Below are 24,830 nucleotides of genomic sequence, written 5' to 3'. Positions count from 1 at the left end.
CCTCCTCAGTTGAAGCTGACGAACTGGCCTTCGTCGGCCAGCGGCTGGTTCGGTTTGCGCGGTGCCGGCGCGCGGCGCAGTTCGCGCACGTTGCCGGGGCCACGGTCGTTGCGCACCACCGGCAGCTTGTTGGCGACGGCGCCGTTGTCCAGGCGGAAGTAGCCGATCAGCTCCTGCAGCTGGCTGGCCTGGGCGTTCATTTCCTCGGCGGTGGCGGCCAGCTCCTCGGAGGCGGAGGCGTTCTGCTGGGTGATCTGGTTCATCTGGCCCATGGCGATGTTGATCTGCGCGGCGCCGGTGGTCTGCTCCTGGGATGCGGCGGTGATTTCCTGCACCAGGTCCGAGGTTTTCTGGATGTTGGGCACGATCTGGTCGAGCAGCGCACCGGCCTGTTCGGCCAGTTGCACGCTGTTGGTGGCGACGCCGCCGATTTCCTGGGCGGCCACCTGGCTGCGCTCGGCGAGCTTGCGCACCTCGGCGGCGACCACTGCGAAGCCCTTGCCATGGTCGCCCGCGCGGGCGGCCTCGATGGCGGCGTTGAGGGCCAGCAGGTTGGTCTGGTAGGCGATGTCATCGATGATGCCGATCTTGTCGGCGATCTGCTTCATGGCCTGGACCATCTCGCGCACGGCCTGGCCGCCCTGCACGGCGTCGTTGGCAGCCTTGCCGGCGATGCCGTCGGTGATTTGCGCGCTTTCGGTGTTCTGCGCGATGGAGGCGGACATTTCCTCCACCGAGGCGGTGGTTTCCTCGACGCTGGCGGCCTGTTCGGTGGCGGCCTGGCTGAGGGATTGCGAGGTGGCGCTGACTTCCTCGGAGGCCGAGGACAGCGAGTCGGCGGCGCTGCGCACATCGGCCATGACGCTGCGCAGGCGCTCGGTCATGTGCTGCATGGAGGCCAGCAGGCGCCCGGTCTCGTCGTGGCTCTCGGATTCGACGTTCACCGTCAAGTCACCCTCGGCCAGGCTGTTGGCCACGCCCATGGCGCGGTTCAACGGCCGCGAGATGGAGCGGGTGACGAGGATGCCGATGGCGAAGCCGACCACGGCGGCGATGAGGATCAGCACGATCATCTGGGTGCGCGAGCCCAAGTAGATGTCGGTGATGCTGTCGTTGGCGTCCTTGGCGCGGGTTTTCTTCTGCACCACCAGCTCGCTGATGGTGGCGTCGGCGGCGTTGCCCTGGGCGCGCAGCTGCGGCATCAGTGCAGTGGCCTCGGTGCCCTGAGCCAGGGCGGCGTTCTTGTTGGCCTCGAGCATCTGCAGCACGATTTTCTCGTATTCGGCCAGTTGCGTGTCGAGGGCGGCGAGCTTGGCGAGGGATTGCTCGCTGTCGAAGCTGCCGCGCGCCTTGTCGAGGTTCTCGTGCAGGTTCTTCATCGCCTCGTGGACCTGCGCCGCGGTGGCGTCGCGCTCCTGCTGGGAAGACGACAGCAGGTTGCTGCGCAGGTGGCGGCCCATGTAGATGAGGTCCATGTTGGCGCTCATCATGGTTTCCAGGGCGGCCATCTCGCGGCTGTACATCTGGTCGGAGAGGTCGTTGACCTTGCCCAGGTTGACGATGCCCAGGACCCCCACGACGGCGGTCAGGAGCACCACCAGGGAGAAGCCGGCGATCAGCCTGACGCCGATCTTCAGGTTGCTGATGAATTGCATGGCGGTGTTCTCCTACGAGCCCGCGAGGTCGGGGCGCGGTTGGGTTGACGGGGTACGCGCGTCGGCATCGACGCGTCCTTGCAGGTGCCGGAACAGGCTGGCGATATCGATGATCAGGGCGACCTGCCCCGAACCGAGGATGGTGGAGCCGCTGATGCCTTCCAGGTGCTGGAACAGCAGGCCGAGCGGTTTGATCACGGTTTGCAGCTCGCCGTGCAGGTTGTCGACGATCAGCCCGGCCTGCTGGCGGCCGAGGCTGACGACCACGATGTTGCGGCGCTTGCCGCGTTGCACCGGCAGTTCGAAATGCGCGGCCAGGTCGATGCAGGGCAGGGGGCGGCCGCGCAGGTCGAGGTAGCCGTAGGCGGCATCGGCCAGTTGCCCGGCTTCCAGCTCCAGGCATTCGGTGACCATGTCCAGCGGCACCACGAAGTGTTCCTCGCCCAGGCTCACCAGGAAGCCGTCGATGATCGCCAGGGTCAGCGGCAGGCGGATGCGGAAGGTGCAGCCGAGGCCCGGGCGCGAGTCGATCTCGATGCTGCCGCGCAGGGCGTCGATGGCGCTGCGCACCACGTCCATGCCGACGCCGCGGCCGGAGAGGTCGGAGACGTTGTCCGCGGTGGAGAAGCCGGCGGCGAAGATCAGCCGCTGGATATCGTGCTCGGGCAGGTTGGCCTGGGGGTCGATGAGACCACGGGCGATGGCCTTCTCGCGGATGCGCGCGGTGTTCAGGCCGTGGCCGTCGTCCGCAACTTCGATGACGATCATCCCCGACTCGTGGTAGGCGTTGAGGCTCAACCGGCCTTCGGCGCTCTTGCCAGCCGCCAGGCGCTGCTCGGCGGACTCGATGCCGTGGTCGATGGCGTTGCGCACCAGGTGGGTGAGGGGGTCGGCGAGCTTGTCGATCACCGACTTGTCCAGTTCGGTGTCGGCGCCGCGGATCTCCAGGCGGATGTCCTTGCCCAACTGCTGGCTGACGTCGCGCACCACGCGGTGGAAGCGGTTGAAGGTGTCGCCGATCTCGATCATGCGCAGCTTCAGCGCCGCCTCGCGGATCTGCTCGACACGCTGGTTGACCGTCTGCGCGCCTTCCAGGCACAGGGCGTTGCCATGCATCTGCGCCTGCAGCTGGGCCCCGGCGGCGCTGATCACCAGCTCGCCGACGAGGTTGATCAGCTCGTCCAGCTTGTGGGCGGCGACGCGGATCTGGCTGCTTTCCTGAACCTTGCGCTCCCGCGAGCTCTTCTGCTTGGCCAGGGCGGCATTGACCGCCTGCGGTGCGACGATGCCTTCCTCCACCAGCACCGCGCCGAGGGCCGGCTTGAGCTCGGCGGCACCGGCCTGCAGGGCCAGGCCCTGGGCCAGTTCATGCTCGGTGAGCAGGCCGCTGGCGACGAGAATGGAGCCGATGCGCTCGTCGGTTTCGGGCAGTTCCTGGATCAGGCGGATGTAGTCGTCCAGGGCGCTGTTGGGCGGCAGGATGCGCAGGGTGCAGAAGTCGTGGATGAACTCGAAGACGTCCTCGATCTCGGCCTTGGCGGCGTCGCTGAGGAGGTCGATCTCCATGCCCAGGTAGCAGCTTTCCGGGTCCAGCTCGGCCAGGGGCGGCAGGGCGTCGTCGATCACCTGGAGGTTGAGCACATCGCCCAGGCGGCCCAGGTACTGGACGAAGGCGATGGGGTCGAAGCCGTTGCGCAGCAGGTCGGCATGGAAGCGCAGGGAGATGTGCCAGGCGCCGTCTTCGGCGACGTTGCCATCGGCCGGCGGCAACGCCTCACCCGGCGCCTTGGCCGCCGGCGCAGCCGTGCCCAGGTGGGCGGCGAGGGCGGCGAGCAGTTCGGTCTGGTGTTGTTCGTCCACCGGCAGCTCGCCGGTTTCCGGGTCGATGAGGGCGATCATCGAGACGATTTCGTCGAGGCAGCGCAGCATCAGCGAAACCAGTGACGGGTCGAGGGCGCGCTGGCCGTCGCGCACCGCCATGAGCAGGTTTTCCAGGTGGTGGGTGAAGCTCACCAGGGGCGTGAGGGAGAACAGCCCGGCGGAACCCTTGAGGGTGTGCATGGCGCGGAACAGGCCGTTGATGGCCGCCGCATCCTCGGGCTGCTGGTCCAGCTGCAGCAGGTACTCCTCGGCCTGCTTGCCGAGGTCGCGGGCTTCCTCGATGAAGCCCAGCAGCAGCTGGCTCCACTGTTCGCCATTGAGCATGGGGGCGCCTCCGTTCAGGCCGCAGCCGGTTGCTCACCGGGCAGCAGCACGTCCAGGCGCAGCAGGCTGACGATTTCCAGCGCGGCGCCTTGCAGGTTCACCACTTCGAAGGTGTTGCCGGCCAGCACCAGTTGCCGGCGCAGGCCGAGGAGCAGCTGCACGCCGGCGCTGTCCAGTTCTTCCAGCTCGGCGAGGTCCAGGCGCCAGGCCTCGACCCGCGCGTTGGCCGCCAGCAGGGCCAGCAGCTCGCCGTGGGCCTGGGCCACCTCGTAGATGGTCAGGCCACCGCCCAGGGCGAGGTGGGCCGGGGTGGCGGCGGTGTCGAAGGCGATGCTGAACATCTCAGCCCACCAGCTTTTCGACGGCCGCCAGCAGTTGCTGCGGCTGGAACGGCTTGACGATCCAGGCCCGCGCGCCGGCCGCCTGGCCTTCGGCCTTCTTGCTCTGCTCGCTTTCGGTGGTGAGCATGACGATGGGGGTGAAGCGGTAGTCCTTGTGGGCCTTGATTTCCTTGACCAGGCCGATGCCGTCGAGGTTGGGCATGTTCACGTCGCTGATGATCAGGTTGATCTTCTGGCCGTTGAGCTTGGTCAGGGCGTCGCGCCCGTCGACGGCTTCGATGACCTGGTGGCCGGCGCCGCCGAGGGTCATCTTCACCAGTTGGCGCATCGACGAGGAGTCGTCGACTATCAGGATGGTCTTGGCCATGTGGCCTCCAATGATCAGAAAAAGGTGACTTCGCTGTTCTGCGCAGGCTGGCCGCGGCGGCCGGTGCGCTCTTCGTCCGTGGTGAACTGCCGGCGCAGCTCGGTGAGCCAGCGCTGCGGCTGGCCGAGGATCGGGTCCTGCTCGCGCAGGGCACGTTGCAGGCGCTCCAGGTCGCCCTGCAGGTGGTCGAGCATCTGGTCGGAGCGGTCCTGGAATTGCAGGCTGACGATGATGTCCTGGATGTCCGCCTGGGTGGTGCGGGCGTCGCGCTGCAGGTCGCGGGAGGTGTCGGTGAGTTCGTCGAGGTTGGCGCTGAGGCCCTGCATGATGTCGCCGGCCACCTGGTCGAGGTAGCGCAGGTTGTTCTCTTCGCTGGCCGAGAGTTCCTCGGCGGCGCTGACGGTGGAACGGATCGCCTGGTTGATCTCGCCGACCTTCTCGACCATGCGCTGGCCGGTTTCGGCGGAGAGGCTGGAGAGCTTGCGCACCTCGTCGGCCACCACCGAGAAGCCGCGCCCGTAGTCACCGGCCCGGGCCGCCTCGATGGCGGCGTTGAGGGCCAGCAAGTTGGTCTGGCTGGCGATGTCCTGAACGTGCTTGGACATGCTCTGCAGCTCGCTGGCGTAGCTGTTGAGGTGGCCGATGGTGGCCAGCAGTTCGTTCTTGTGGGCGGTGGCGCCGTGGAAGGCGGTGGTGACTTCGTCCAGGCGCTGTTGGGCCTGGCGCAGGTTGTCGGTGACCCCGGCGCCGCCGATCACGCTCTCCGAACGTTGCAGGGTCTGGTCGAGGCGCTGGGCCAGGCTGGCGAAGCGCTCGAACAGCTTGCTGACGTTGCCGCTGACCAGTTGGCGCACCTGGCCGATGTTCTGGTCCCAGGCGGGCAACACGGCGCCGAGCAGGGGCTGGCAATCGGTGGGCGGCGGGGCTACATCCACCGGCGCCGTTTCCACCACCGCCGGGGCGCGGGGGCGCAGGAGGAGGGCGGCGACCGCGGCGAGGGCGATGCCGGCACCCGCGACCCAGGGCATCTCCAGCCCCAGGCCGGCGAGGCCGAGGAGGAGGGCGAACCAGAGAACGGAATAGGCCAGCACGGCAAAGTCCCGGTAGTGGATGGATACCCGGAACCATAGGAGGTGAAGCGCTTCGTCGAAATCGGGGAAGCCCCTAGGGGCGTCTAGGGGATCGCGCGGGCGGTGCCGTCCGAAGGGCTGGCGCAGTCGATGGAGCGCCCGCGCCAGAGCGCCCAGGCCTGCTCCCAGCCGCTGTGGTGGTCGACCCCGGCGAGCTCCACCCGTTGCAGGCATTCGGCACCCGGCAGGCTGGCGGCATAGTCCCGGGCGAGTTGCGGCGGCACCACCGGATCAAGGCTGCCGCTGAAGTGGCGTTGCGGCACGCGGGCCAGGCGCTGGGGGGCGTCCAGGGGCTCCAGGGAGCCCTGCAGCGGGCTGAGTCCCTTGAGGCGTACCCACTGGCGCGGGCTGAGGTTGCCGGCCAGGGTCTGCACCTGGGCGATGTCGTCACGCTGGCTGGCCAGCAGCAGGGCCAGGGCTGCGCCGCCGGAATAGCCCACCAGTTCGAATTCCTGGTTGCCGAAGCGCGCCTTGATCAGGTCCAGGGCCTGGTCGAGGCTGGCGAGGATTTCAGGCGCATAGCGGCGGTCGGTCCACAGCGCCGGCTGGCAGGCGTCCACGCGGATGAACTGGCAGGGCCGGGCGAGGTAGAGGCTGGGGGCCGGGTCGGCGAAGGCCAGGCGCACCACCAGCAGGTCACGCGGGCTGGGGTCGAGGCTGGGCTGGCTGGCGGTGGCCCAGGCATGGCCGTCGCCTTCGATATAGAGGCGCAGCCGTGCAGAGGCCGGCAGCTGCGCCGGGATACCCAGGCGCAGTGGGAAGGGTGCGGTGGCCAGGTCCTGCAGGCTGGCGCCCCGCTCATGGGCGAGGCGTTGCAGGGCCTCGCCGGGGGCGCTGGTCTGGCAGGCGCCGCACGCCGCCATGCCGAACAGCAGCAGGGCGGCGCGCAACCGGCGCAGTTGGAGCGTAGAGGGTTTGGGCATCAGAAGTCGTAACGGACCCGGGCGCTGAAGGTGTCGGCGTTGAAGTCGTCCTTGCCCAGGTAATCGTAGCTGGCACCCAGGGTCACCGCGCCGAGGTGGTAGTCGACACCGATGCCGGCCTCGTAGCTGGTGCGCGCCGGGCTGGCGCCGCTGGTGATGAAGGGCGTGCCACCGAGAACGAAGCTGGAGGTGCTGGCGGCCTGGTCGGCGATGAAGTCGTGGTAGGCCATCAGCGTGGCTTGCGGCTCCAGGGTGCCCTGGCCCAGCGGCAGGCTGCTGGCCAGGCGCAGGCCGGCACCGACTTCACCCACTTCGAAGCGCTGCTCGTCCACGCTGAGGGCGGCGGAGGAACCCTTCTCGCGGTAACCGTCGATGTCGACGCGGCTGTAACGGGCGGCCACGCGCGGTTCCACCAGCAGGCCGGGGGTCGGGTGCAGGCTGTAGCCGGCCAGCAGGTTGAGGCCCAGCAGGGTGCTGTCGTAATCGGACTTGGCGGTGGTGCCGGCGATGTCGCGCTTGCCGCTGTTGTCGTTGATGCCGTAGCTGAGGCTGGCGTCGGCGAAGAAGTCGCCCTGTTCGAAGCCGCTGTAGAAGGTCAGCGCGTGGCTGTCCACCTCGGTGCTGTTGCCGATCTCGCCGTTGACGTCGGTGTTGATGAAGCTGTAGGCGAGGCCGAGGGTCAGCTGCTCGCCGAGCTTGCCGTCGGCGCCTACGGCAATGCCGCGGCTGTGGGCGTTGTAGCCGGCGACGCCGTCGCGCAGGTCCTGGTCGGCGTCGCTGTAGAGCGCCTGCACCCAGGCGCCGGTGTGGGCCAGGGCATCACCCGAAGAGAGGCCCTGGCGGCCGCTGCCGGTGCGGTTGCCGGTGGCGTTGTTGACCAGCGCCTGGCCGCCCACGGCAGCCTGGGTGGCGCCGCCGCTGACTTCGGGCGTCAGTTGCTCGGCGAGACGGGCGAGGGCCGCCGGGTCGCTGGAGGCATCGATGAAGGCCTGGCGCACCGGATCGTCCGGGTTGCTCTGGGCCAACTGGTTGACCACCAGCTGGCTGAAGGTGCCGCCGGCGGCCTGGGCGTTGCCGGAACCGCCGCTGGCAGCGATCTGCTGGGCCACCTGCTGCTGGTTGCGGGTGGTGACGCGGGCCACCAACTGGTTGCCGTTGACTGCGAAGGTGTCGACGTTGAGCAGGCTGGAGGTGCTGGTGACGCTGAGGCCGTAGTCGGTGAGGGTGCCGGCCTGGACCAGCACGTAGTCGGCGGCGTTGGCGCTGAAGTCGCTGTTGCGGGCGGTCAGGCGCACCTGGGAACCGGAGTCGAATTCAGCGATGCCGGTGACCTGCAGCACAGGCGTAGCAGCCTGGGTGGTGGAGCCGAGGCCGAGGCCCAGCGTGCCGTTGGAGGCGACATAGAGCTTGCCGTCGACCACGGTGTGGGCCTGCAGCAGTTCCAGGCTGGCGGCCTGGCTGCCGCCGTCCACTTCCAGCCATTCGCTGGTCTCGATGCGGGCGCCGTCGAACTCGGCGTTTCCCGCCACCGTGGCGTAGTCGCCGAGGCCGAGGATGTCGCCCTTGATGCGGCCACCGTCCCAGTACAGGCCCACCTGGTTGCCATTGCCCTGGATGGCCGCGTTGCCGCCGCTGATCAGGCCGGCGTGGTGCTCGATGTAAAGCTCCTGGGTGGCGTTGTCGACGACGATGGCGATGCCGTCGGCCTGGATGGTGCCGTTGTTCTCCAGGCTCCAGAGGCGGGCGTCATCCAGGTGCACGCCGATCGAGCCGCTGCCGGTGGCGGTGATGGTGCCGTTGTTGATGATGCCGTCGATATCGCTGTCGAGAATGGCCAGGCCCTTGGCGCGGAGGCCCTCGGCCTTGATGCTGCCGTCGTTGATCAGGTCCCAGACCTGGCTTTCGGTGATGCCGATGCCGGTGGCGACCTGCTCCGCCTCGCCGGAGAACTGGTGGGGCGCGCCCTTGGCCTGGATGCTGCCCTGGTTGACCAGGTTGGCCCACAGGGTGGAACCGTCGATGTTCATCCCCATGGCGAACAGGCGCTCGACCTTGAGGCTGCCTTTGTTGACCAGGTCGCCGTGGACGATGCTGCCGTCCAGCTCCACGGCGTCGGCGTTGTCGTAGACCAGGTCGTCGCTGCTGCTGCCGACCTGGATGGTGGCGTCGAACACCAGGCCGTCATGGAATTCCGAACCCACCAGGTCCACCGCATCAAGGCGGTTGAGGTCGGGTGCCGGATCGTAGGTGCCATTGATCAGCACCGGTGCCGAGTACTGCTGGCCGGTCAGCTGGATGCGGCCGTTGCTCAGCGAGAAGGTGTCGGCGAAGGCGGGAAGGGCGGCGGCGGAAATGGCGAGGGCAAGCACGGTTTTGCGCAGGGCGATGGGCTTCATGATGCTTCCTGGGGTCTTGGAGTTGTGCAGGGGGCTGCTGGCCGTTGTCCGTCCGGGCCCAGTGGGGCTGGAGGCGGCTCTTGGGGGAATTCTTCGTGAGGCGGGCCGGTTCGCGCATCACCACAATTGGCTATGCGGATGGAAAAAGTGGCCAGGGGACATCAGCACGCGAAGCAGCCGGTCGACGTAGGGGAAGGGCAGTACGGGGCAGGAGGGTACGGAGCAGGGTGGCGCGGGTCAGGGCACGCAGTCGCTGATCACCAGGCGGTTGCGGCCCAGGGCCTTGCCCTGGTAGAGGCGCTTGTCGGCACGGCGGTAGAGCTCATCGCCGCTGTGGCCGTCGGCCTGCCATTCGGCCAGGCCGAAGGTGGCGGAGAGGGGGATCACCTGTTCGCCGTAGTGCAGGGGTGACTGCTGCAGGTCGAGACGCAGCGCCTCGACCAGGTGCGCGGCGGCGTCGCGGCTGGTTTCGCGCAGCAGCAGGCCGAACTCCTCGCCGCCCAGGCGGCCGATCAGGTCGGTGGCGCGCAGGCGTTGCTGCAGGCGCTGGCAGATGTGCCGCAGGGCCTGGTCGCCAGCATCGTGGCCCCAGCGGTCGTTGACCTGCTTGAAGTCGTCCACGTCCAGCACCACCAGCACCAGGCCGAGCCCGCCTCGCGTGGCTTCCTCGATGCTGCGTTCCAGGGCGCGCTGGAAGAAGTCGCGGCTGGCGACGCCGGTCAGCGCATCGCTGTGGGCCAGGCGCCGCAACTGGGCATGGGCGATGGCGCGGCGGGCCTCGTAGATGTGCACGAAGGCCATGATCAGCAGGCCGCAGAGCATGGCGTTGCCCAGGTCGATCAGCCCCTTGGCGTCGGCCGCCGGGGGAAAGCGCAGCAGGTAGGCGATGACTGCCACAGCGAGATAGGGCATGGCCAGGAGAAAGCCGCGTAGCTTGCCCAGCAGCAGGTAGGAGAGCACCGGGATCAGGTAGATCCAGACGAAGGCCGTGGGCGAGGCGTCGGGCATGACGATGATGTAGATGAGGAAGCTGAAGGTGGGCAGCAGATAGGCATAGAGCCAGGGCGTGAGGACCTGGACGTGGCGGATGCGCTGGCAGGCCCAGCCGAGCAGGGCGGCGGTGGCCATTTCCAGCAGCGACAGAACGATGTTGCCGGCAATGAACTGCAGCACGGCGAAGCACGCCAGGGTCAGGGCGGTGGAGCTGAAGATCAGCCGCACCAGGGCTCGCTGGTCGGCGTCTTCGAGGCCGGTGGCGCTTTCGTGGGGCTGCTGCATCGACGGGCTCATCCTGCATGCCGTGAGCGCCTAGGCTATCCCAAGGCATTGGCGCCCCGTTAGCCTTTCCTCCGGTTCCGCTTACTTTTCGTACAGGGCATTCGCGCCAGGGGTGGGCCGCCCGTCCTACGGTAAGTGGCGTGCATTGCCGTAGGAATAGGACTGGATTACTGTATATAAATACAGTTATTCATGCCGAGCCCTTCATGCCTGCCTCCTTTCCCTTTGCCGTAACGGGCGCTTCCAGCCGGAGCGACGCCTGATGGGCGCCGTGGTCGCCCTCGATGCGCTGCTGGACGAGCGCCGGGTCTGGAAAGGCCAGGCCAGCACCCAGCCGAGCGGTGCCCAGCCCACCGGGCATGCGGCCCTGGATGCGGCATTGCCGGCGGGCGGGTGGCCGGAGTCCGCGCTCAGCGAAATCCTCGTGCCGGGCACCGGCCTGGGCGAGCTGCAACTGCTCTGGCCGACCCTGGCGCGCCTCACCGCCAGCGCCGAGCGCGTGGCCCTGGTGGGCGCGCCGTACCTGCCGTATCCCCAGGCCTGGCAGGCCGCCGGGGTGGACCTGCGCTGGCTGGTGCTGATCGAGGCCGAGGGCCGCGATGGGCTCTGGGCCGCCGAGCAATGCCTGCGCTCGGGCAGCTGCGGCGCGGTGCTCTGCTGGCCACGCCAGGCGGATGACCGTGCCCTGCGCCGGCTGCAGGTGGCGGCGGAAACCGGGCAGACCCTGGCCTTCGCCTATCGCCCCCAGCAGGAGGCGCACAACCCCTCGCCGGCGGCCCTGCGCCTGGCCCTCGACGGCCCCGGCCGGGTGCGGGTGCTCAAGTGCCGGGGTGGCCTGGCGCCGGCCGCCAGCCTGGCCCTGGCGGGGCACTGACATGCGCTGGGCCTGCATCCTCCTGCCGCAACTGGCCCTGGACGCCGTGCTGCGCCGCCGCGACGACCCCGAGGCGCCCCTGGTGCTGCTCACCGGTACGCCCCAGCGCCGCGTGCTGCAGGCGGTGAACCCCGCCGCCCGGGCCCTGGGCCTGCGCGCGGGCATGGGCCTGACCGCCGCCCACGCGCTGACCCGCGATTTCGCCCAGGCCGAGTACGACGCCGCGGAGATCGAGCACTGGCAGCGCTTTCTCGCCGCCTGGGGCTATGGCTTCAGCTCCCATGTGAGCCTGCGCTACCCCCGCGTGCTGCTGGTGGAGATCGCCTCCAGCCTTGGCCTGTTCGGCCCCTGGCCGCGCTTCGAGGCACGCCTGCGCGAGGAACTGACGGCGCTGGGCTTCCGCCATCGCATCGTCGCGGCCCCCAACCCGGTGGCGGCGCGCATGCTGGCCAACGCCCATGACGGCCTGGCGGTGGCGGAGGGCGCAGCCCTGCGTGAGGCCCTGGAGCGCCTGCCGGTGGAGCGTGCCGGCTTCGAGCCCGAGGTGGTCACGGCCCTGGGGCGCATGGGGTTGCGCCGCCTGAAACAGGTGATGGCGCTGCCGCGTGAAACCCTGGCCAAGCGCTTCCCTGCGCGGGTGCTGCAGCACCTGGACGAACTGCAGGGCAGCCGTGCCGTGGTCCTGGACTGCTACCTGCCGCCGGATGAATTCAATGGCCGTATCGAGCTGAACTTCGAGGTGGAATCCAACCAGGCGCTGCTGTTCCCCCTGCGCCGCCTCACCGCCGACCTGGCCGCCTTTCTCGCCGGGCGCGACAGCGGCGTGCAGCGCTTCGTATTGCACTTGGAGCACGCCAGCCAGGCGGACAGCCAGGTGCCGGTGGGCCTGCTGGGGGCCGAGCGCGACCCGGCGATGCTCTTCGAGCTGGCCCGTGGCCGCCTGGAGCAGCTGCAGGTGGTGGCGCCGGTGCGCGGCATGCGCCTGCAGGCCCGTGACCTGCCGCGCTTCGTGCCCGAGCACCGCGAGCTGTTCGACCCGCGCCCGCAGCAGAACCTGCCCTGGGAGCAATTGCGCGAACGCCTGCGCGCCCGCCTGGGGGATGACGCTGTGCGCGGCCTGCAGGCCCACGCCGACCACCGCCCCGAACATGCCTGGCGCCTGGGCGCGGATGGCCTGGCCGGGCCCTTGCTGCAGGGGCCGCCGCGGCCCGGCTGGCTGCTGCGCGAGGGCCAGCCGCTGCGCGAGTTCGCGCCGCGCATCCTCGCTGGGCCGGAGCGGGTGGAATCCGGCTGGTGGGATGGCGCCGACCAGCGCCGCGACTATTACCAGCTGGAAACCCGCGACGGCCGCCGCGCCTGGGCCTGGTGCCCAGCCGGGGAACTCGGCCCCTTCACCTTGCTGGGCTGGTTCGCATGAGCGCCGGGTACGCCGAGCTGCATTGCCTGTCCAACTTCAGCTTCCAGCGCGGGGCCTCCAGCGCCGCCGAACTGTTCGAGCGCGCCAAGCAGCAGGGCTACGCCGCCCTGGCGATCACCGACGAGTGCACCCTGGCCGGCATCGTACGGGCCTGGCAGGCCGCCAAGGCCAGCGAGCTGCCGCTGATCGTCGGCAGCGAGATGGGCATCGAGCACGGCCCGCGCCTGGTGTTGCTGGTGGAGAACCTGGCCGGCTACCAGCACCTGTGCCGGATCATCACCCGGGCCCGGCGCCGCGCCGCGAAAGGCGAATACCGCCTGCTGGCGGAGGATTTCGACGACGCCCTCGATGGCCTGCTGGCCCTCTGGCTGCCCGGCGAGGCTGCGGACGCAGAGGAGGGCCGTTGGCTGCGCGCGTGCTTCCCCGGCCGCCTGTGGCTGGCGGTGGAACTGCACCGCGGCGCCGATGACGCCAGCCGCCTGGCCCGCCTGCAGGCCCTGGCGGCGGAACTGGGCATTCCCGCCGTGGCGGCCGGCGATGTGCACATGCATGCCCGGGGCCGCCGCGCCCTGCAGGACTGCATGACCGCCATCCGCCACCACTGCACCCTGGCCGAGGCCGGGCAGCGGCTGTTCCCCAATGGCGAGCGGCACCTGCGTTCGCGGGCGGTACTGGAGCGTTTCTACCCGCCGGCGCTGCTGGCCGAGACCCGGGTGATCGCCGCGCGCTGCCGCTTCGATCTGGGCGAGATCAACTACCAGTACCCCCGCGAGCTGGTGGCGGAGGGGCATACGCCGGTGAGCTGGCTGCGCCATCTGGTGGCCGAGGGCATCCCCAAGCGTTGGCCCAAGGGCGCCAGCCCGGAGGCGCTGGAGACGGTGGCACACGAGCTGTCGCTGATCGAGGAGCTGGGTTACGAGAGCTACTTCCTCACGGTGCACGACATCGTCCGCTTCGCCCGCTCGAAAGGCATCCTCTGCCAGGGGCGCGGCTCGGCAGCCAACTCGGTGGTGTGCTTCGTGCTCGGTATCACCGAGCTGGACCCGAGCCGCTTCAACCTGCTGTTCGAGCGCTTCCTGTCCAGGGAGCGCAAGGAGCCGCCGGATATCGACGTCGACTTCGAGCACGAGCGCCGCGAGGAGGTGATGCAGTACGTGTTCCGCCGCTACGGCCGCGGCCGCGCCGCACTCACCGCCGTGGCCAGCACCTACCACGGCACCGGGGCGGTGCGGGATATCGCCAAGGTGCTGGGCCTGCCGCCGGACCAGGTCAACGCCCTGGCCGATTGCTGCGGCAGCTGGAGCGACCACGCACCGCCCGTGGATCGCCTGCTGGAGGCCGGCTTCGACCCGGAAAGCCCGGTGATGCGCCGCGTCCTGGCGCTGACCCATGAACTGATCGGTTTTCCCCGGCACCTGTCGCAGCACCCGGGTGGCTTCGTCATCTCCGAAGCACCGTTGGACACCCTGGTGCCGGTGGAGAACGCCAGCATGGCCGAGCGCACCGTGGTGCAGTGGGACAAGGACGACCTCGACGCCCTGGGCCTGCTCAAGGTGGATGTGCTGGCCCTGGGCATGCTCACCACCCTGCGCCGTTGCTTCGGGCTGATCGAGCGGCATCGGGGCAGGAAATTGACCTTGGCGAAGCTGCCCAAGGAAGACGCCGCCACCTACGCCATGATCAGCCGCGCCGACACCATCGGTGTGTTCCAGATCGAGTCCCGCGCGCAGATGGCCATGCTGCCGCGCCTGCGACCCAAAGAGTTCTACGACCTGGTGATACAGGTGGCCATCGTGCGGCCGGGGCCGATCCAGGGGGATATGGTTCATCCCTATTTGCGGCGGCGGAACAAGGAGGAACCGGAGGATTACCCCTCCGAGGAGTTGCAGACGGTGCTCCAACGCACCCTGGGTGTTCCGCTGTTCCAGGAGCAGGTGATGCAGATCGCCATGGTGGCGGCCAAGTACACGGCCGAGGAGGCCGATGGGTTGCGTCGCTCCATGGCCGCCTGGAAGCGCCATGGCGGCCTGGAGCCCCATCGCATCCGCCTGACCGAGCGCATGCTGGAGAAGGGTTACAAGCCCGAGTTCATCGCGCGCATCTTCGAGCAGATCAAGGGCTTCGGCAGCTACGGCTTCCCCGAGTCCCACGCTGCCAGCTTCGCCCTGCTGGCCTACGCCAGCAGCTGGCTCAAGTGCCACGAGCCGGCGATCTTCGCCTGTGCCCTGGTCAACAGCTGGCCCATGGGTTTCTACACCCCCGACCAGGTGCTGCAGGACGCCCGCCGCCACGGCATCGAGGTGCGCCCGGTGGATGTGCGCCACAGCGATTGGGATTGCGACCTGGAGCCCGATGCGCGCGGGCGCCTGGCCATCCGCCTGGGGCTGCGCATGGTCAAGGGCTTCAACGAGGAGGCGGCCGTGCGTATTTCTGCCGCCCGCGCCCTGCGTGCCTTCGACGACGTGGCCGACCTCTGCCATCGCGCCCGCCTGGATGCCCGCGCCCGTGAACGCCTGGCCGATGCCGGCACCCTGCGTGGCCTGGCCGGCCATCGCCACCGGGCGCGCTGGGCGGTGGCGGCGGTGGAGGAAGAGCTGCCGCTGTTCGCCGGCCTGCCGCAGCAGGCGGAGCGGCCGGTGGACCTGCCGCTGCCCAGCCGTGGCGAGGACCTGTACGCCGACTACGACACCCTGGGCACCACCCTCGGCCCCCATCCCCTGGCCCTGCTGCGCGGTGCCCTGGCCAAGCGCCGCTGCCGCAGCTCGCGGGACCTGGCCGCCACCGAGCACGGCCAGGGGGTGAGCGTCGCCGGGCTGGTCAAGGGCCGCCAGCGCCCGCAGACCGCCAGCGGGGTGATCTTCGTCACCCTGGAAGACGAGTTCGGCATGGTCAACGTGGTGGTCTGGAACGACATCGCCGTGCGCCAGCGGCGGGTGCTGGTGGGCTCGCAGATGCTCCAGGTGGATGGCCGCCTGGAGACCAAGGACGGCGTGCGCCACCTCATCGCCCGCCGCCTGCACGACCTCACGCCCTTGCTGGCAGGGCTGGATGTGCGCAGCCGGGATTTCCATTGAGGGTGATCGCCTGAAGGTCCGATCGCGAATGAATTCGCACACGAGAGCGGCGGCGCTGCGCGCCGCTTGGCGACTGAAGTCGCCCCTACACAAAGTCGGCGGTGTTGCCGGCGAGCCTGGAGGGTGGACGGGTGGAGCGTCGTCCACCCTGCCCGAACCCGGCGGCCGGCCTGCGAGGCCAGGTGTAAGGGAAATGAGACAGCTGTCACATGATGGCAACCTGGCACTGCTTGAATGGCGCCCATTCTCAGTGGAAGGAGCCTTGGATCATGGCAGCCGAAAGCAGTCTGGCGCGCCTGCTCAAACCCGTTGCGGGGCTGGAACCGGCGATGAGCATCAGCGATGTGGCCGACCGGCTGCTGACCCCGGAACACAAGACCTTCCTCTCCCTGCCGGTGGTGGACGCCGAGGCCCGGCCGCTGGGCCTGGTGAGCCGCTACACGCTGCAGGACATCTTCATGCAGCGCTTCGGTCGCGATCTCTGGGGCCGCCGCCCGGTGAGCGAGGTGATGAATGCCACGCCCCTGGTGCTGAGCCTGGAAATGAGCCTGGAGCAGGCCGCCAAGCAGATCACAGCCGAACTGCAGTACCCCATCACCGAGGATTTCATCCTGGTGGACGGCGAGGGCCGCTACCAGGGCCTGGGCACCGTACTCGACCTGCTCAAGGCCATGGAGCTGCGCATCGCCCAGCGCAACCAGGTGCTGCGCAAGGCGCTGGTGGACCTCAAGGAATCCCAGGCCCAGCTGGTGCAGTCGGAGAAGATGGCCTCCCTGGGCCAGATGGTCGCCGGCGTCGCCCATGAGCTGAACACCCCGCTGGGCTACGTGAAGAACAACGTGCAGCTGCTCGACCAGCTCACCGCGCCGCTCACCGAACTGGCCCGCAGCCAGGCGGCCCTGGCCGATTGCCTGCGTGACCCGGACTGCGACGAGCAGCGCCTGGGCGATGCCCTGGACGCCGCCGCAGCGATGCGCGAGCAGGTGGCGCCGGAGCTGCTGGCCGAGGACCTGCGCCAGCTCTATGGCGACACCCTCTATGGCCTGGAGCAGATCGGCGAGCTGGTGGCCGGGCTCAAGGACTTCGCCCGCCTGGACCGCGCCATGAGCGAGGAAGTGGACCTCAACGACTGCATCCGCAGCGCGCTGCTGATCGCCCGCAACCACATCAAGGACAAGGCCGAGGTGCAGCAGCAACTGGGCGAACTGCCCCGCGTGGCCTGCGCGCCGTCGCAGATCAACCAGGTGCTGCTCAACCTGCTGACCAACGCCGCCCAGGCCACGGTCGGCTTCGGCCGCATCCAGCTCAAGAGCTGGGCCGAGGCGGACTGGGTGTGCATCTCGGTGCAGGACAGCGGCTGCGGCATGGCCCCGGACGTGGTGCGGCGCATCTTCGACCCCTTCTTCACCACCAAGCCGGTGGGCGAGGGCACGGGGCTGGGCCTGTCCATCAGCTACAAGATCATCCAGGACCACGGCGGCAGCATTCGCGTGGCCTCTGAAGTGGGGCGCGGCACGCGCTTCCTCATCCGCCTGCCGCGCGTGCAGGCCCGTGAAATGAAACGGAGCGCCTGAGCCCATGACTTCGCCTATCCGCGTGATGTTCATCGACGACGAGGAGCGCATCCTGCGCAGCCTCGCCATGCAGTTCCGCCGTGACTACGAGGTGCTCACCGAGAGCGACCCGCTGCGTGCCCTGGAACGCCTGGCCAGGGAGCCGGTGCATATCGTCGTCAGCGACCAGCGCATGCCGCAGATGAGCGGCGCCGAGCTGCTGACCCAGGTGCGCGAGATGGCCCCGGATTGCCTGCGCATCCTGCTCACCGGTTACTCCGACCTGGATGCGGCGGTAGAAGCGCTGAACAGCGGCGGCATCTTCCGCTACCTGACCAAGCCCTGGGACCCGCAGGAGATGGCCTTCACCCTGCGCCAGGCGGCGGAGATCGCCGGGCGCCAGGTGCCGGGCCCGGTCGCGCCGCCGGCTGCCAGCACGGCCGTCGCGCTGAGCGTGCTGCTGCTGGACGACGACCCGGAAACCCTGGCCAGCGTCGCCGACTTCTGCATGGGCGGCGGCCACCGCCTGCTGCGCCCGCGCAACCTGGCCGAGGCGGTGGGCCTGCTCAACGACGAGCCGGTGGACCTGCTGGTGGGCGACCTGACGTTCGCCGGGGAAGACACCGCGCCGCTGCTCAAGTCCCTGGCCCAGGCCCACCCGCGCCTGCTCAGCCTGGTGGTGACGCCGTTCCGTGATACCCAGGCGCTGCTCAAGCTGATCAACGAGGCGCAGATCTTCCGTTACCTGCCCAAACCCATCCGCCGTGGGCTGTTCGAGAAGGGCCTCAAGGCCGCTGCCGAACAGGCCCAGGCCTGGCGCACGCAACCGCAGCAGGCCCTGGCGCGCAAGGCCGAAGCGCCCCGCGAGGAGCGTGAGCGGGAGAAGGTCGGCAGCCTGCTGGGGATGCTCGGGCGGCTGCGGGGGCGCTTGAGCGCTTGAGCCGGTTTGTTTCCCTGGGCTGAAGCCCAGGCTACGGCCCCCGCTCAGGAACGCGGTGCAACCCGGTGCTACCCACAGAAACCGTGGATTATTCTGTGGATAACCTGGGTGCGGATGGGGGCAGGCCACGAGTTTCGGGCGCTGCACCGGGGTGGTGGTTTTATGACCGCTCGTCAGGGATGAGCGGCCTGCGCGTCACGATTGACGCGCAGTCGCCCTCGCAGGCAAGCGGGAACGCACCGGCCTGCGCCTGGGGCGCAACCGGCGCCAACCGATCACCACGCCACTGACGCTGATGGCCAGGCCACCGAGGCTGAAGGCGATGATCAGCACCTCCCGCAGCCACGGCCGTTCCAGCAGCGGCTGCCAATCCCAGCTGTGCAGCAGGTTGAACAGCCAGCGCCCGACCCGACGGTTGTCGTCCAGCACATCCAGCACCGCGCCGCTGTAGGGGTCGATCTGCACCCAGCTGTGACCGGGGTCGTCGAAGGCCAGGCGCAGCAGCGGCAGGCGCTTCGGCTGGCCGCCGTACATGCTGGCTTCGCCCCGGGGGTAGTAATAGGCGTCGTAGGCTTCCAGCCAGTCGGCTTGCGCCACGGGCTGCGGCGCGGCGGCTTCCAGGGTGCTGCGTGGCAGCATCGCCAGGGCCGGGCCTGTGCTGGCCAGGGGCAGCACGCGGCTGTCGCCCCGGGCGTCCAGGGCGCCGAGGTAGGCTGTGCCGCCTAGCATCCTCCATTGCAGCTCCACCGGCTCCAGGCCGGCGTCGCGGAAGCGTTGCAGGGCCTCGCTCACGCCCACATGGAAGGCATCACCACGCAGCTCGCCACCCTGGAAATCCCGCGCGGTGAGGGGCGAGCGGCCTTCGGTGAGGTGCCAGGGGCGCATGGACATCAGCCCGCTGAAGATCCAGGCGATCAGCAACAGGCCGAAGCCCAGGCCGGTGAGGTGGTGCCAGCGGGCGAAGCCGCTCGGGTAGGGCGAGCGCGAGCCGCTGCGATAAGGCTTGGAGAAACGCCAGCGCAGCAGCCCGACCACCGCACCCAGCACGGCCATCGCCGTGGCCGCCAGGGACAGGTAGATGACGATGTTGGCCCAGAGGCCGTCCAGCACACCGCCGCGCAGCGGGTAGAGCCAGTGCAGCCAGGCGCCCAGGTAGTTCCAGGCGCGCTCCATGCGCCCGGCGTCGCGCACCACCTCGCCGGTACGCGAGGACAGGTAGAGCAGGCTGCCGGCAGCGTCGTCCACCCGCACCTTGTGCAGGGGGCGGTCGGCATCCAGGGCGCGGCTGTGGCTCCACAGGTCTTCGTCCACCCCTTCCAGGTAATGGGCTTCGGCGCCGCTGAAACTGCGCGCGCCGGCCAGGGCCTGCAGCGGCCCCTGGGCGGCCAGCAGGCTGCCGGCGCGGGCGTCCACCGCCAGGTTGGCGTCGCGGTAGCCGAGCAGGTAGCGCGGCTCGCCGGCGATGCTGACCAGGCGCAGGCTCGAAGGGGCCTCGCTGCGACCGCTGGCCGCGAGCGCCACGGCGGGCTCGACGCAGCAGCCCGCCGCCAGGGGCGGCAGCGGGGCGAGGCGCTCGGCCTGGGTCAGCTTGGGGTAGCCGACGAAGAGCATGACCACGCCCGAGACGAACCACAGGGCCATGAACAGGCACAGGCCGATGCCCAGCCAGCGGTGCCAGAGGTACAGGTGGCGTTTCATCCGGCGGCCCTCAGAAGCGCATGTCCAGGGCCAGTTCCAGGCTGCGCGGCTCGCCCAGGTAGTACTGCGCACCGGTCTGGTGGATGAAGCGTGCGTAAACCTCGTCGGTGAGGTTGCGCAGGCGCGCGGTGACCTTGGTGTCGGCACTCAGGCGGTGTTCGACGAAGGCGCCGTAGAGGGTGTAGGAGGGCACCCACTGGGTGTTGGCGTTGTTGGCGTAGACCGAGGACACGTAGCGCGCGTCGACGCCGGTGCGCCAGTCCTCGGTCAGCTCGTAGCTGAGCCAGAGGTTGGCCAGGCGGTCGGGGATGTTGACCGGGGTCTTGCCCTTGCGCGAGACATTGGCGCCGCTGACCACCTCGTTGAACTCGTCGAAGCGCGCGTCGACCCAGGCGAAATTGCCTTCGGCGGTGAGCGTGGGCGTGAGCCGGTAGGAGGCGGCGATCTCGATGCCGTCGGAGGTCTGCTGGCCGGCCTGGATGGTGCTGTTGGGGTTGGTGGCATCGCTGATGGGGAAGTCCTTGCGGACGATGCGGTAGGCGGCGACGGTGGCCGAGCCGCGGCCTTCGTCGAAGTCCAGCTTGCTGCCCACCTCCACCTGGCGGCCGGTGCTCAGGTCGTAGTCGCGCACCTGGGTGAAGCTGGCGCCGGTGAGGGTGCCGCCCGGCGGCTCGGCCGAGGTGCTGTATTGCACGTAGAGGTTGGCGTCGGAAGTGAACTGCCAGACCAGGCCAGCGCGACCGGTGACGGCGTCCCAGCGGCGCGAGAAGGCGGCCGGTGCGCTGGCGCTGACGGCGCCGTGGTTGGTGGCGTCCAGCTCGATGTGGTCGTAGCGCAGGGCGGTGACCAGGGCCAGCTCGTCGGTGAGCTGCTGGCGGTTCTCGGCGAAGGCGGAGGTGGTCTTCACCTCGTTGCTGCGCGCCTTGACCAGGCCGGCGGCCATGCCGGGAATGTCGTCGAAGTGGCCGGGGTCGAAGGCGCCGGGCTGCACGGTGTCGAAGATCGCCGAGGAGGAACGCGGGTAGACCGCCTGCTGGTTGACGCTGTAGTCGAGGCCGAAGGCCCAGTCGCTGGCCCGGCCGAACAGTTCGCCCTTGTGCAGGAACTCCACGCGGTTGCCGTTGAGCTCCTGGTCGTGGCGCTGCAGGTAGGCGCCGGTGCGCTGGATGGCGCTGTTGTCGGCGGTGTAGCGGTAGGTCTCGAGGTTGCGGTAATCGCGCTGGCCTTCGTAGTGGTAGAAGGTATTGCGCAGGCTGCTGGCGTCATCGAAGCGGTAGTCGGTGATGGAGCGCAGCCAGCGGGTGCGCTGCTCGTAGCGGCCGTCCTCGACGTTGTAGTTGGAGAAGCGGTCGTGGCGGTCGATCTTCAGTTCGCCGGCCTTGGGGTTGAGGGTCGGCGCGCCCCAGTAGGGGCTGTCTTCCTTCTCTTCCAGGTATTCGATGGCCAGGGTGTGGGAGAGGTTGTCGGTGAGGTCGCTGAGCAGGGAGAAGGCGAAGTTGCCGGCGCCGCGCTCCTGGCGGTCGATGTAGCCGTTGCTGTCGTTGCGGCTGTAGTCGAGGCGGGCGTAGTGGTGCGGGCCGGGGCCGTCGTTGAGCACGCGGTTGATGCCGATGGAGACCTCGCGGTCGTCGAAACGGGCATAGCGGATGCGCGCCTCGCCGCTGTTCTCGCGGCTGGCCAGGCGGGTGACGTAGTTGAGGCTGCCGCCCACCGAGCCACTGCCGTGGAGGAAGGAGGAGGGGCCGCCGATCAGCTCGACGCGGTCGTAGATCCAGGCGTCCACCGGGCGGTTGGCGCTGGTGTATTGCAGGCTGATGCCGTTGTACAGCTGGTTGACCTGGGCGCCGTTGAAGCCTCGGTAGGCGACGTAGCCACCCCAGCCGGGCGGGGCCGAGGCGTTGACGCCGGGCAGGGCGTTGGCGACATCGAGGGAGTTGCGCGCGCCGATGCGCTCGATCTTCTCGCGGTCGGCGATGGCCACCGAGGCGGGGTTCTCGCGGGGACTGAGGCCCAGGCGCGAGGTGCCTTCGGCCGCGGCGTCGAGATCAAGGCCGGGCTTTTCCCCAGCGGCACTGATGGTGCTGGCGGGCAGTTCCAGGGCGTTGCTGGCGTGTTGGGCGTAGGCGGGCGAGCAGGCACAGGCCAGCAGCACCAGGCAGGTGTTTTTCGGGTTCATCGGCTCTTCCTAGTCGAGCGTGCACAGGTGATCCGGCGCGAAGGCGCCGAGTGGTCAGGCGAGGGAGGAAGAGGCGGGGGAGGCGCGGGGGTTGAGGGAGGGCCAGAGTTCGCGCGGCGGCGGTTGCGGCCAGCTGTGGGCTTCGACTGGTGTCGCGGGCACGCCGAGGAAGGCGTCGATCTGCCAGCCGATACTGCAGAGGGCCATGGCCGGGGCGAAGGAGGAGCAGAGCGGGCAGCTGTATTGGGAAGCGAGCTGGGGCAGTTGCTTGCCGCTGTCGTCGATCCCGGCACCTTCGGCATCGGTGGCCGAACAGAAGGCACCGCCCAGGCCGCTGAGGGCCAGGCCGCTCATCTGCCCGTGGTGAATACCGCAGGCGAACAGGCTGAACAGGACGCTTGCGTAGAGCATCCAGGCGATCAGCGGGCGTTCGGTGCGGGTGAATTTCATGGGCGGCGACTTTAGCAGGTCGATGGGCCGCTCGGGAGTGGCCGCTCGTGGCGTTTTGCCGCAGGGCCGTGCGGGCAGGAATAACCGGAAAGTGGGCGGTGGGCGCACGCCGGGCCAGCCGGCGGCGCCCCGGCGATCACTCGCTGTTGCAGCCCCAGCTGCGCACCAGGCAGGCGTTGCCGCCGCGATCCTGGCACTCGGAAATGGCGCGGGACTGGGCGTTGCCGGCGTTGAAGTCGGCGCCCCAGCCATAGGCGGTGGAGCCATTGACCTGGTCGGCGGCGTAGGCGGCGCAGCCGCTTTCGAAATTCAGCACCACTTCGCAGTTGCTGCCGCACTCGCTCAGGGCACGGTCCTGGGCCTGGGACAGGTCCGGGTAGTCATAGGCGAAGCCGTATTGCAGGCCCTGGTTGCTGTCGATGGCCAGGGCGCCGGCGGCGTGCACCTGGGTGGCGGCCAGGCCGAATGCCAGGCACAGGGAAAGTTTGCGGGCGATAGCCAGGGTCCGCTGCATGGTGAGTCCTCGAAGGGCCCGCAGGAAGGGAAGGTGGGTGCGGGTGGAGGGAGACTAAAGGGAAGGAATGACGATGGCTAGTATTTCGCCATCATTCGCTGCACTGACACCGTTTTTACACGCAGTCCTCTCGTGCCAGGACTCACACTGCCCCCTATGAATAAGCAGACAATTAACGGGGCTTTTCCAAGTAAGTAAGTTCTTACAGCAGAATTTAAATTACTTACAGCGCTCGCAATAAAAGATCACTTGGATATTCCACTGATATGACACTTGCCTGGCGCGGGCAGGTAATTATTGGGCTGGTTCAAGTAGCACCTCATTCATGGGTCTGATGGTCCTTGTTTAAGTCTGCCTGCACTTTAGCCTCGGCTTCGTCAGTTCAAGGCGTCATGCGGTAAATAAAATCTTATTAATGACCTGGAAATTGCCGGGCCAGAGTTGCACTTGCACTTGCCGCGCAAACGAATAAACCCACAACGCTCCAATGAAACGCCACACGTCGCCTTGCTCCAAGAACAACAATAAAAGAGGACGATGCAATGCTTTCAAGATGCTTGCCACTTCAAATACGCAATTACTCGATCCTGCTGTGCGCAGGGGTGGTGGCCACGCCGGCAGCGGCCGATCTGATCGACGACAGCAGCGCTCGGCTGGACCTGCGCAACTACTACTTCAACCGTGACTTTCGCGAGGGCCGTGCTGCCGACCGTGAGGAGTGGGCACAGGGTTTCATCTTGCGCCTGGACTCGGGCTTCACCGAAGGCAGCATGGGTGTTGGCGTCGATGCCATCGGCATGCTCGGCGTCAAGCTGGACTCGGCGCCGGGGCGTACCGGTACCGGGTTGCTGCAGGTGAACCGCAATGGCCGTGCGAAGGATGACTATTCGAAGCTGGCCCTGGCCGGGAAGATCAAGTCCGGCAAGACCCAGTTCAAGCTGGGGGCATTCGCGCCGCCGGTCCTGCCGACACTCAAGCCCAACGATGGCCGCCTGTTCCCGCAGTTGTTCGAAGGCGGGCTGCTGACCTCCGCCGAGTTCGAGAACCTGGAGCTGACGGCAGGGCGTTTGAGCCGGGTCATGCAGCGCAATGCCACGCAGTACACGCCATTGCGGCTGAACACCCTGAACCGGCGCTTCCAGGGGCATGGCGCGACGGCGGAGCACTTCGACACGGCCGGGCTCGACTACCGATTCCAGGCGCATTGGCTGGGTCGTTACCATATCGCCCAACTGGAGGATATCTACCGCCAGCAGGTCTTCGCCCTGAGCCATAAAGGCGCCCTGGGGGCCGGAGTCCTGAGCAGCGATCTGCGCTTGAGCCTCATGCGTGACCATGGCGGCTCCAGGGGCGGCAAGATCGACAACCGGGCCCTGCAGGGGTTTCTGGGGTATGCCAATGCCGGCCACAGTCTCGGCGTGGCCTACCAGCGGATGATGGGGGATACCGGCTACGCCTACCTCCTGGGCTCGGATGCCAACCTGATCAACCTGTCGATACTCGGCGACTTCGCCAATGCCAAGGAACGTTCCTGGGCATTGCGCTACGGGTATGACTTCGCCGGCCTGGGATTACCCGGCCTCAGTCTCAATAGCCGTTATATGTTCGGCGACCATGCCGAGATCATCGGGGCTCGCAAGATCGGCAAGTCCTGGGAGCTGGATAATGAACTGCGCTATGTCGTGCAGGACGGCCCGCTGAAGGACTTCAGTGTTCGCTTGCGCAGTGCGGTCTTTCGTTCCAATCACGCCGTTAACTTCCAGCGCGACACCAACGATACACGGCTGATGTTCAACTACTCGTGGGTCATCCGGTAATTAAATTCGGCGTTTCAATAAC

General features: G+C 68.4%; 18 protein-coding genes. 6 read left to right on the top strand and 12 right to left on the bottom strand.

What is annotated here, in order from left to right:
- Window positions 1-5 precede the first annotated feature (5 nt).
- The 8 genes from OEJ36_RS12885 to OEJ36_RS12850 form a co-directional block, all read right to left on the bottom strand.
- The gene (locus OEJ36_RS12885) at window positions 6-1,655 is read right to left on the bottom strand and encodes a methyl-accepting chemotaxis protein (RefSeq protein WP_263401812.1); all 1,650 of its coding nucleotides are present in this window, start codon (window positions 1,653-1,655) and stop codon (window positions 6-8) included.
- A gap of 12 nt (window positions 1,656-1,667) precedes the next feature.
- Window positions 1,668-3,860 (bottom strand): chemotaxis protein CheA, encoded by a 2,193-nt coding sequence (locus tag OEJ36_RS12880; RefSeq protein WP_263401811.1) that lies wholly within the window; start codon window positions 3,858-3,860, stop codon window positions 1,668-1,670.
- A 14-nt stretch (window positions 3,861-3,874) separates the two neighbouring features.
- Window positions 3,875-4,201, bottom strand: a complete 327-nt coding sequence (locus OEJ36_RS12875) for an STAS domain-containing protein (protein WP_263401810.1) — start codon at window positions 4,199-4,201, stop codon at window positions 3,875-3,877.
- 1 nt (window position 4,202) lies between these two features.
- A complete protein-coding gene (locus OEJ36_RS12870) occupies window positions 4,203-4,568 on the bottom strand; it encodes a response regulator (protein ID WP_021221682.1) in 366 nt (121 codons plus the stop codon).
- Window positions 4,569-4,582: 14 nt separating this feature from the next.
- The gene (locus OEJ36_RS12865; RefSeq protein WP_411861000.1) at window positions 4,583-5,596 is read right to left on the bottom strand and encodes a methyl-accepting chemotaxis protein; all 1,014 of its coding nucleotides are present in this window, start codon (window positions 5,594-5,596) and stop codon (window positions 4,583-4,585) included.
- 146 nt (window positions 5,597-5,742) lie between these two features.
- Complete coding sequence (locus tag OEJ36_RS12860) at window positions 5,743-6,621, bottom strand: alpha/beta fold hydrolase (RefSeq protein WP_263401808.1); 879 nt, start codon at window positions 6,619-6,621, stop codon at window positions 5,743-5,745.
- Window positions 6,621-9,017: an autotransporter outer membrane beta-barrel domain-containing protein gene (locus tag OEJ36_RS12855; protein ID WP_263401807.1), complete on the bottom strand. Its 2,397-nt coding sequence runs from the start codon at window positions 9,015-9,017 to the stop codon at window positions 6,621-6,623. Before OEJ36_RS12855 ends, OEJ36_RS12860 begins: the two co-directional genes overlap by 1 nt.
- Window positions 9,018-9,254: 237 nt before the next feature.
- Window positions 9,255-10,295 (bottom strand): GGDEF domain-containing protein, encoded by a 1,041-nt coding sequence (locus tag OEJ36_RS12850; RefSeq protein WP_263401806.1) that lies wholly within the window; start codon window positions 10,293-10,295, stop codon window positions 9,255-9,257.
- A gap of 262 nt (window positions 10,296-10,557) precedes the next feature.
- On the opposite strand from OEJ36_RS12850, the gene imuA reads away from it, so the two are divergent.
- The 5 genes from imuA to OEJ36_RS12825 all read left to right on the top strand — a co-directional run bounded on the left by imuA (window position 10,558) and on the right by OEJ36_RS12825 (window position 18,153).
- Complete coding sequence (gene imuA, locus OEJ36_RS12845) at window positions 10,558-11,169, top strand: translesion DNA synthesis-associated protein ImuA (protein ID WP_021221679.1); 612 nt, start codon at window positions 10,558-10,560, stop codon at window positions 11,167-11,169.
- 1 nt (window position 11,170) lies between these two features.
- A complete protein-coding gene (locus OEJ36_RS12840; RefSeq protein WP_263401805.1) occupies window positions 11,171-12,586 on the top strand; it encodes a Y-family DNA polymerase in 1,416 nt (471 codons plus the stop codon).
- Window positions 12,583-15,660, top strand: coding sequence for an error-prone DNA polymerase (locus tag OEJ36_RS12835; RefSeq protein ID WP_263401804.1), 3,078 nt, complete (start codon window positions 12,583-12,585; stop codon window positions 15,658-15,660). The genes OEJ36_RS12840 and OEJ36_RS12835 overlap by 4 nt, the downstream gene beginning before the upstream one ends.
- 269 nt (window positions 15,661-15,929) lie before the next feature.
- Entirely contained in the window at window positions 15,930-17,234 is a 1,305-nt protein-coding gene (locus OEJ36_RS12830) for a sensor histidine kinase (protein WP_263401803.1), read from the top strand.
- A gap of 4 nt (window positions 17,235-17,238) precedes the next feature.
- Window positions 17,239-18,153 (top strand): response regulator, encoded by a 915-nt coding sequence (locus OEJ36_RS12825; protein ID WP_263401802.1) that lies wholly within the window; start codon window positions 17,239-17,241, stop codon window positions 18,151-18,153.
- Between the two features lie 195 nt (window positions 18,154-18,348).
- On the opposite strand, the gene OEJ36_RS12820 is transcribed toward OEJ36_RS12825, so the two are convergent.
- The 4 genes from OEJ36_RS12820 to OEJ36_RS12805 all read right to left on the bottom strand — a co-directional run bounded on the left by OEJ36_RS12820 (window position 18,349) and on the right by OEJ36_RS12805 (window position 22,991).
- Window positions 18,349-19,851 (bottom strand): PepSY domain-containing protein, encoded by a 1,503-nt coding sequence (locus tag OEJ36_RS12820; RefSeq protein WP_263401801.1) that lies wholly within the window; start codon window positions 19,849-19,851, stop codon window positions 18,349-18,351.
- Between the two features lie 10 nt (window positions 19,852-19,861).
- A complete protein-coding gene (locus OEJ36_RS12815; protein WP_263401800.1) occupies window positions 19,862-22,027 on the bottom strand; it encodes a TonB-dependent receptor in 2,166 nt (721 codons plus the stop codon).
- Window positions 22,028-22,081: 54 nt separating this feature from the next.
- The gene (locus tag OEJ36_RS12810; RefSeq protein WP_263401799.1) at window positions 22,082-22,477 is read right to left on the bottom strand and encodes a DUF2946 domain-containing protein; all 396 of its coding nucleotides are present in this window, start codon (window positions 22,475-22,477) and stop codon (window positions 22,082-22,084) included.
- Between the two features lie 136 nt (window positions 22,478-22,613).
- Entirely contained in the window at window positions 22,614-22,991 is a 378-nt protein-coding gene (locus OEJ36_RS12805; protein ID WP_021221671.1) for a DUF4189 domain-containing protein, read from the bottom strand.
- Between the two features lie 542 nt (window positions 22,992-23,533).
- Here OEJ36_RS12805 and OEJ36_RS12800 point away from each other — a divergent pair.
- Window positions 23,534-24,808 carry an OprD family porin gene (locus OEJ36_RS12800; protein WP_411860998.1) on the top strand — a complete coding sequence of 425 codons (1,275 nt, stop codon included), beginning with the start codon at window positions 23,534-23,536 and terminating at the stop codon, window positions 24,806-24,808.
- Window positions 24,809-24,830: the final 22 nt, after the last annotated feature.

It is taken from the genome of Pseudomonas sp. PDM13 (assembly GCF_025685765.1).
GTDB lineage: Bacteria > Pseudomonadota > Gammaproteobacteria > Pseudomonadales > Pseudomonadaceae > Metapseudomonas > Metapseudomonas solani.
This window is presented reverse-complemented; position numbering and strand designations above follow the sequence as displayed.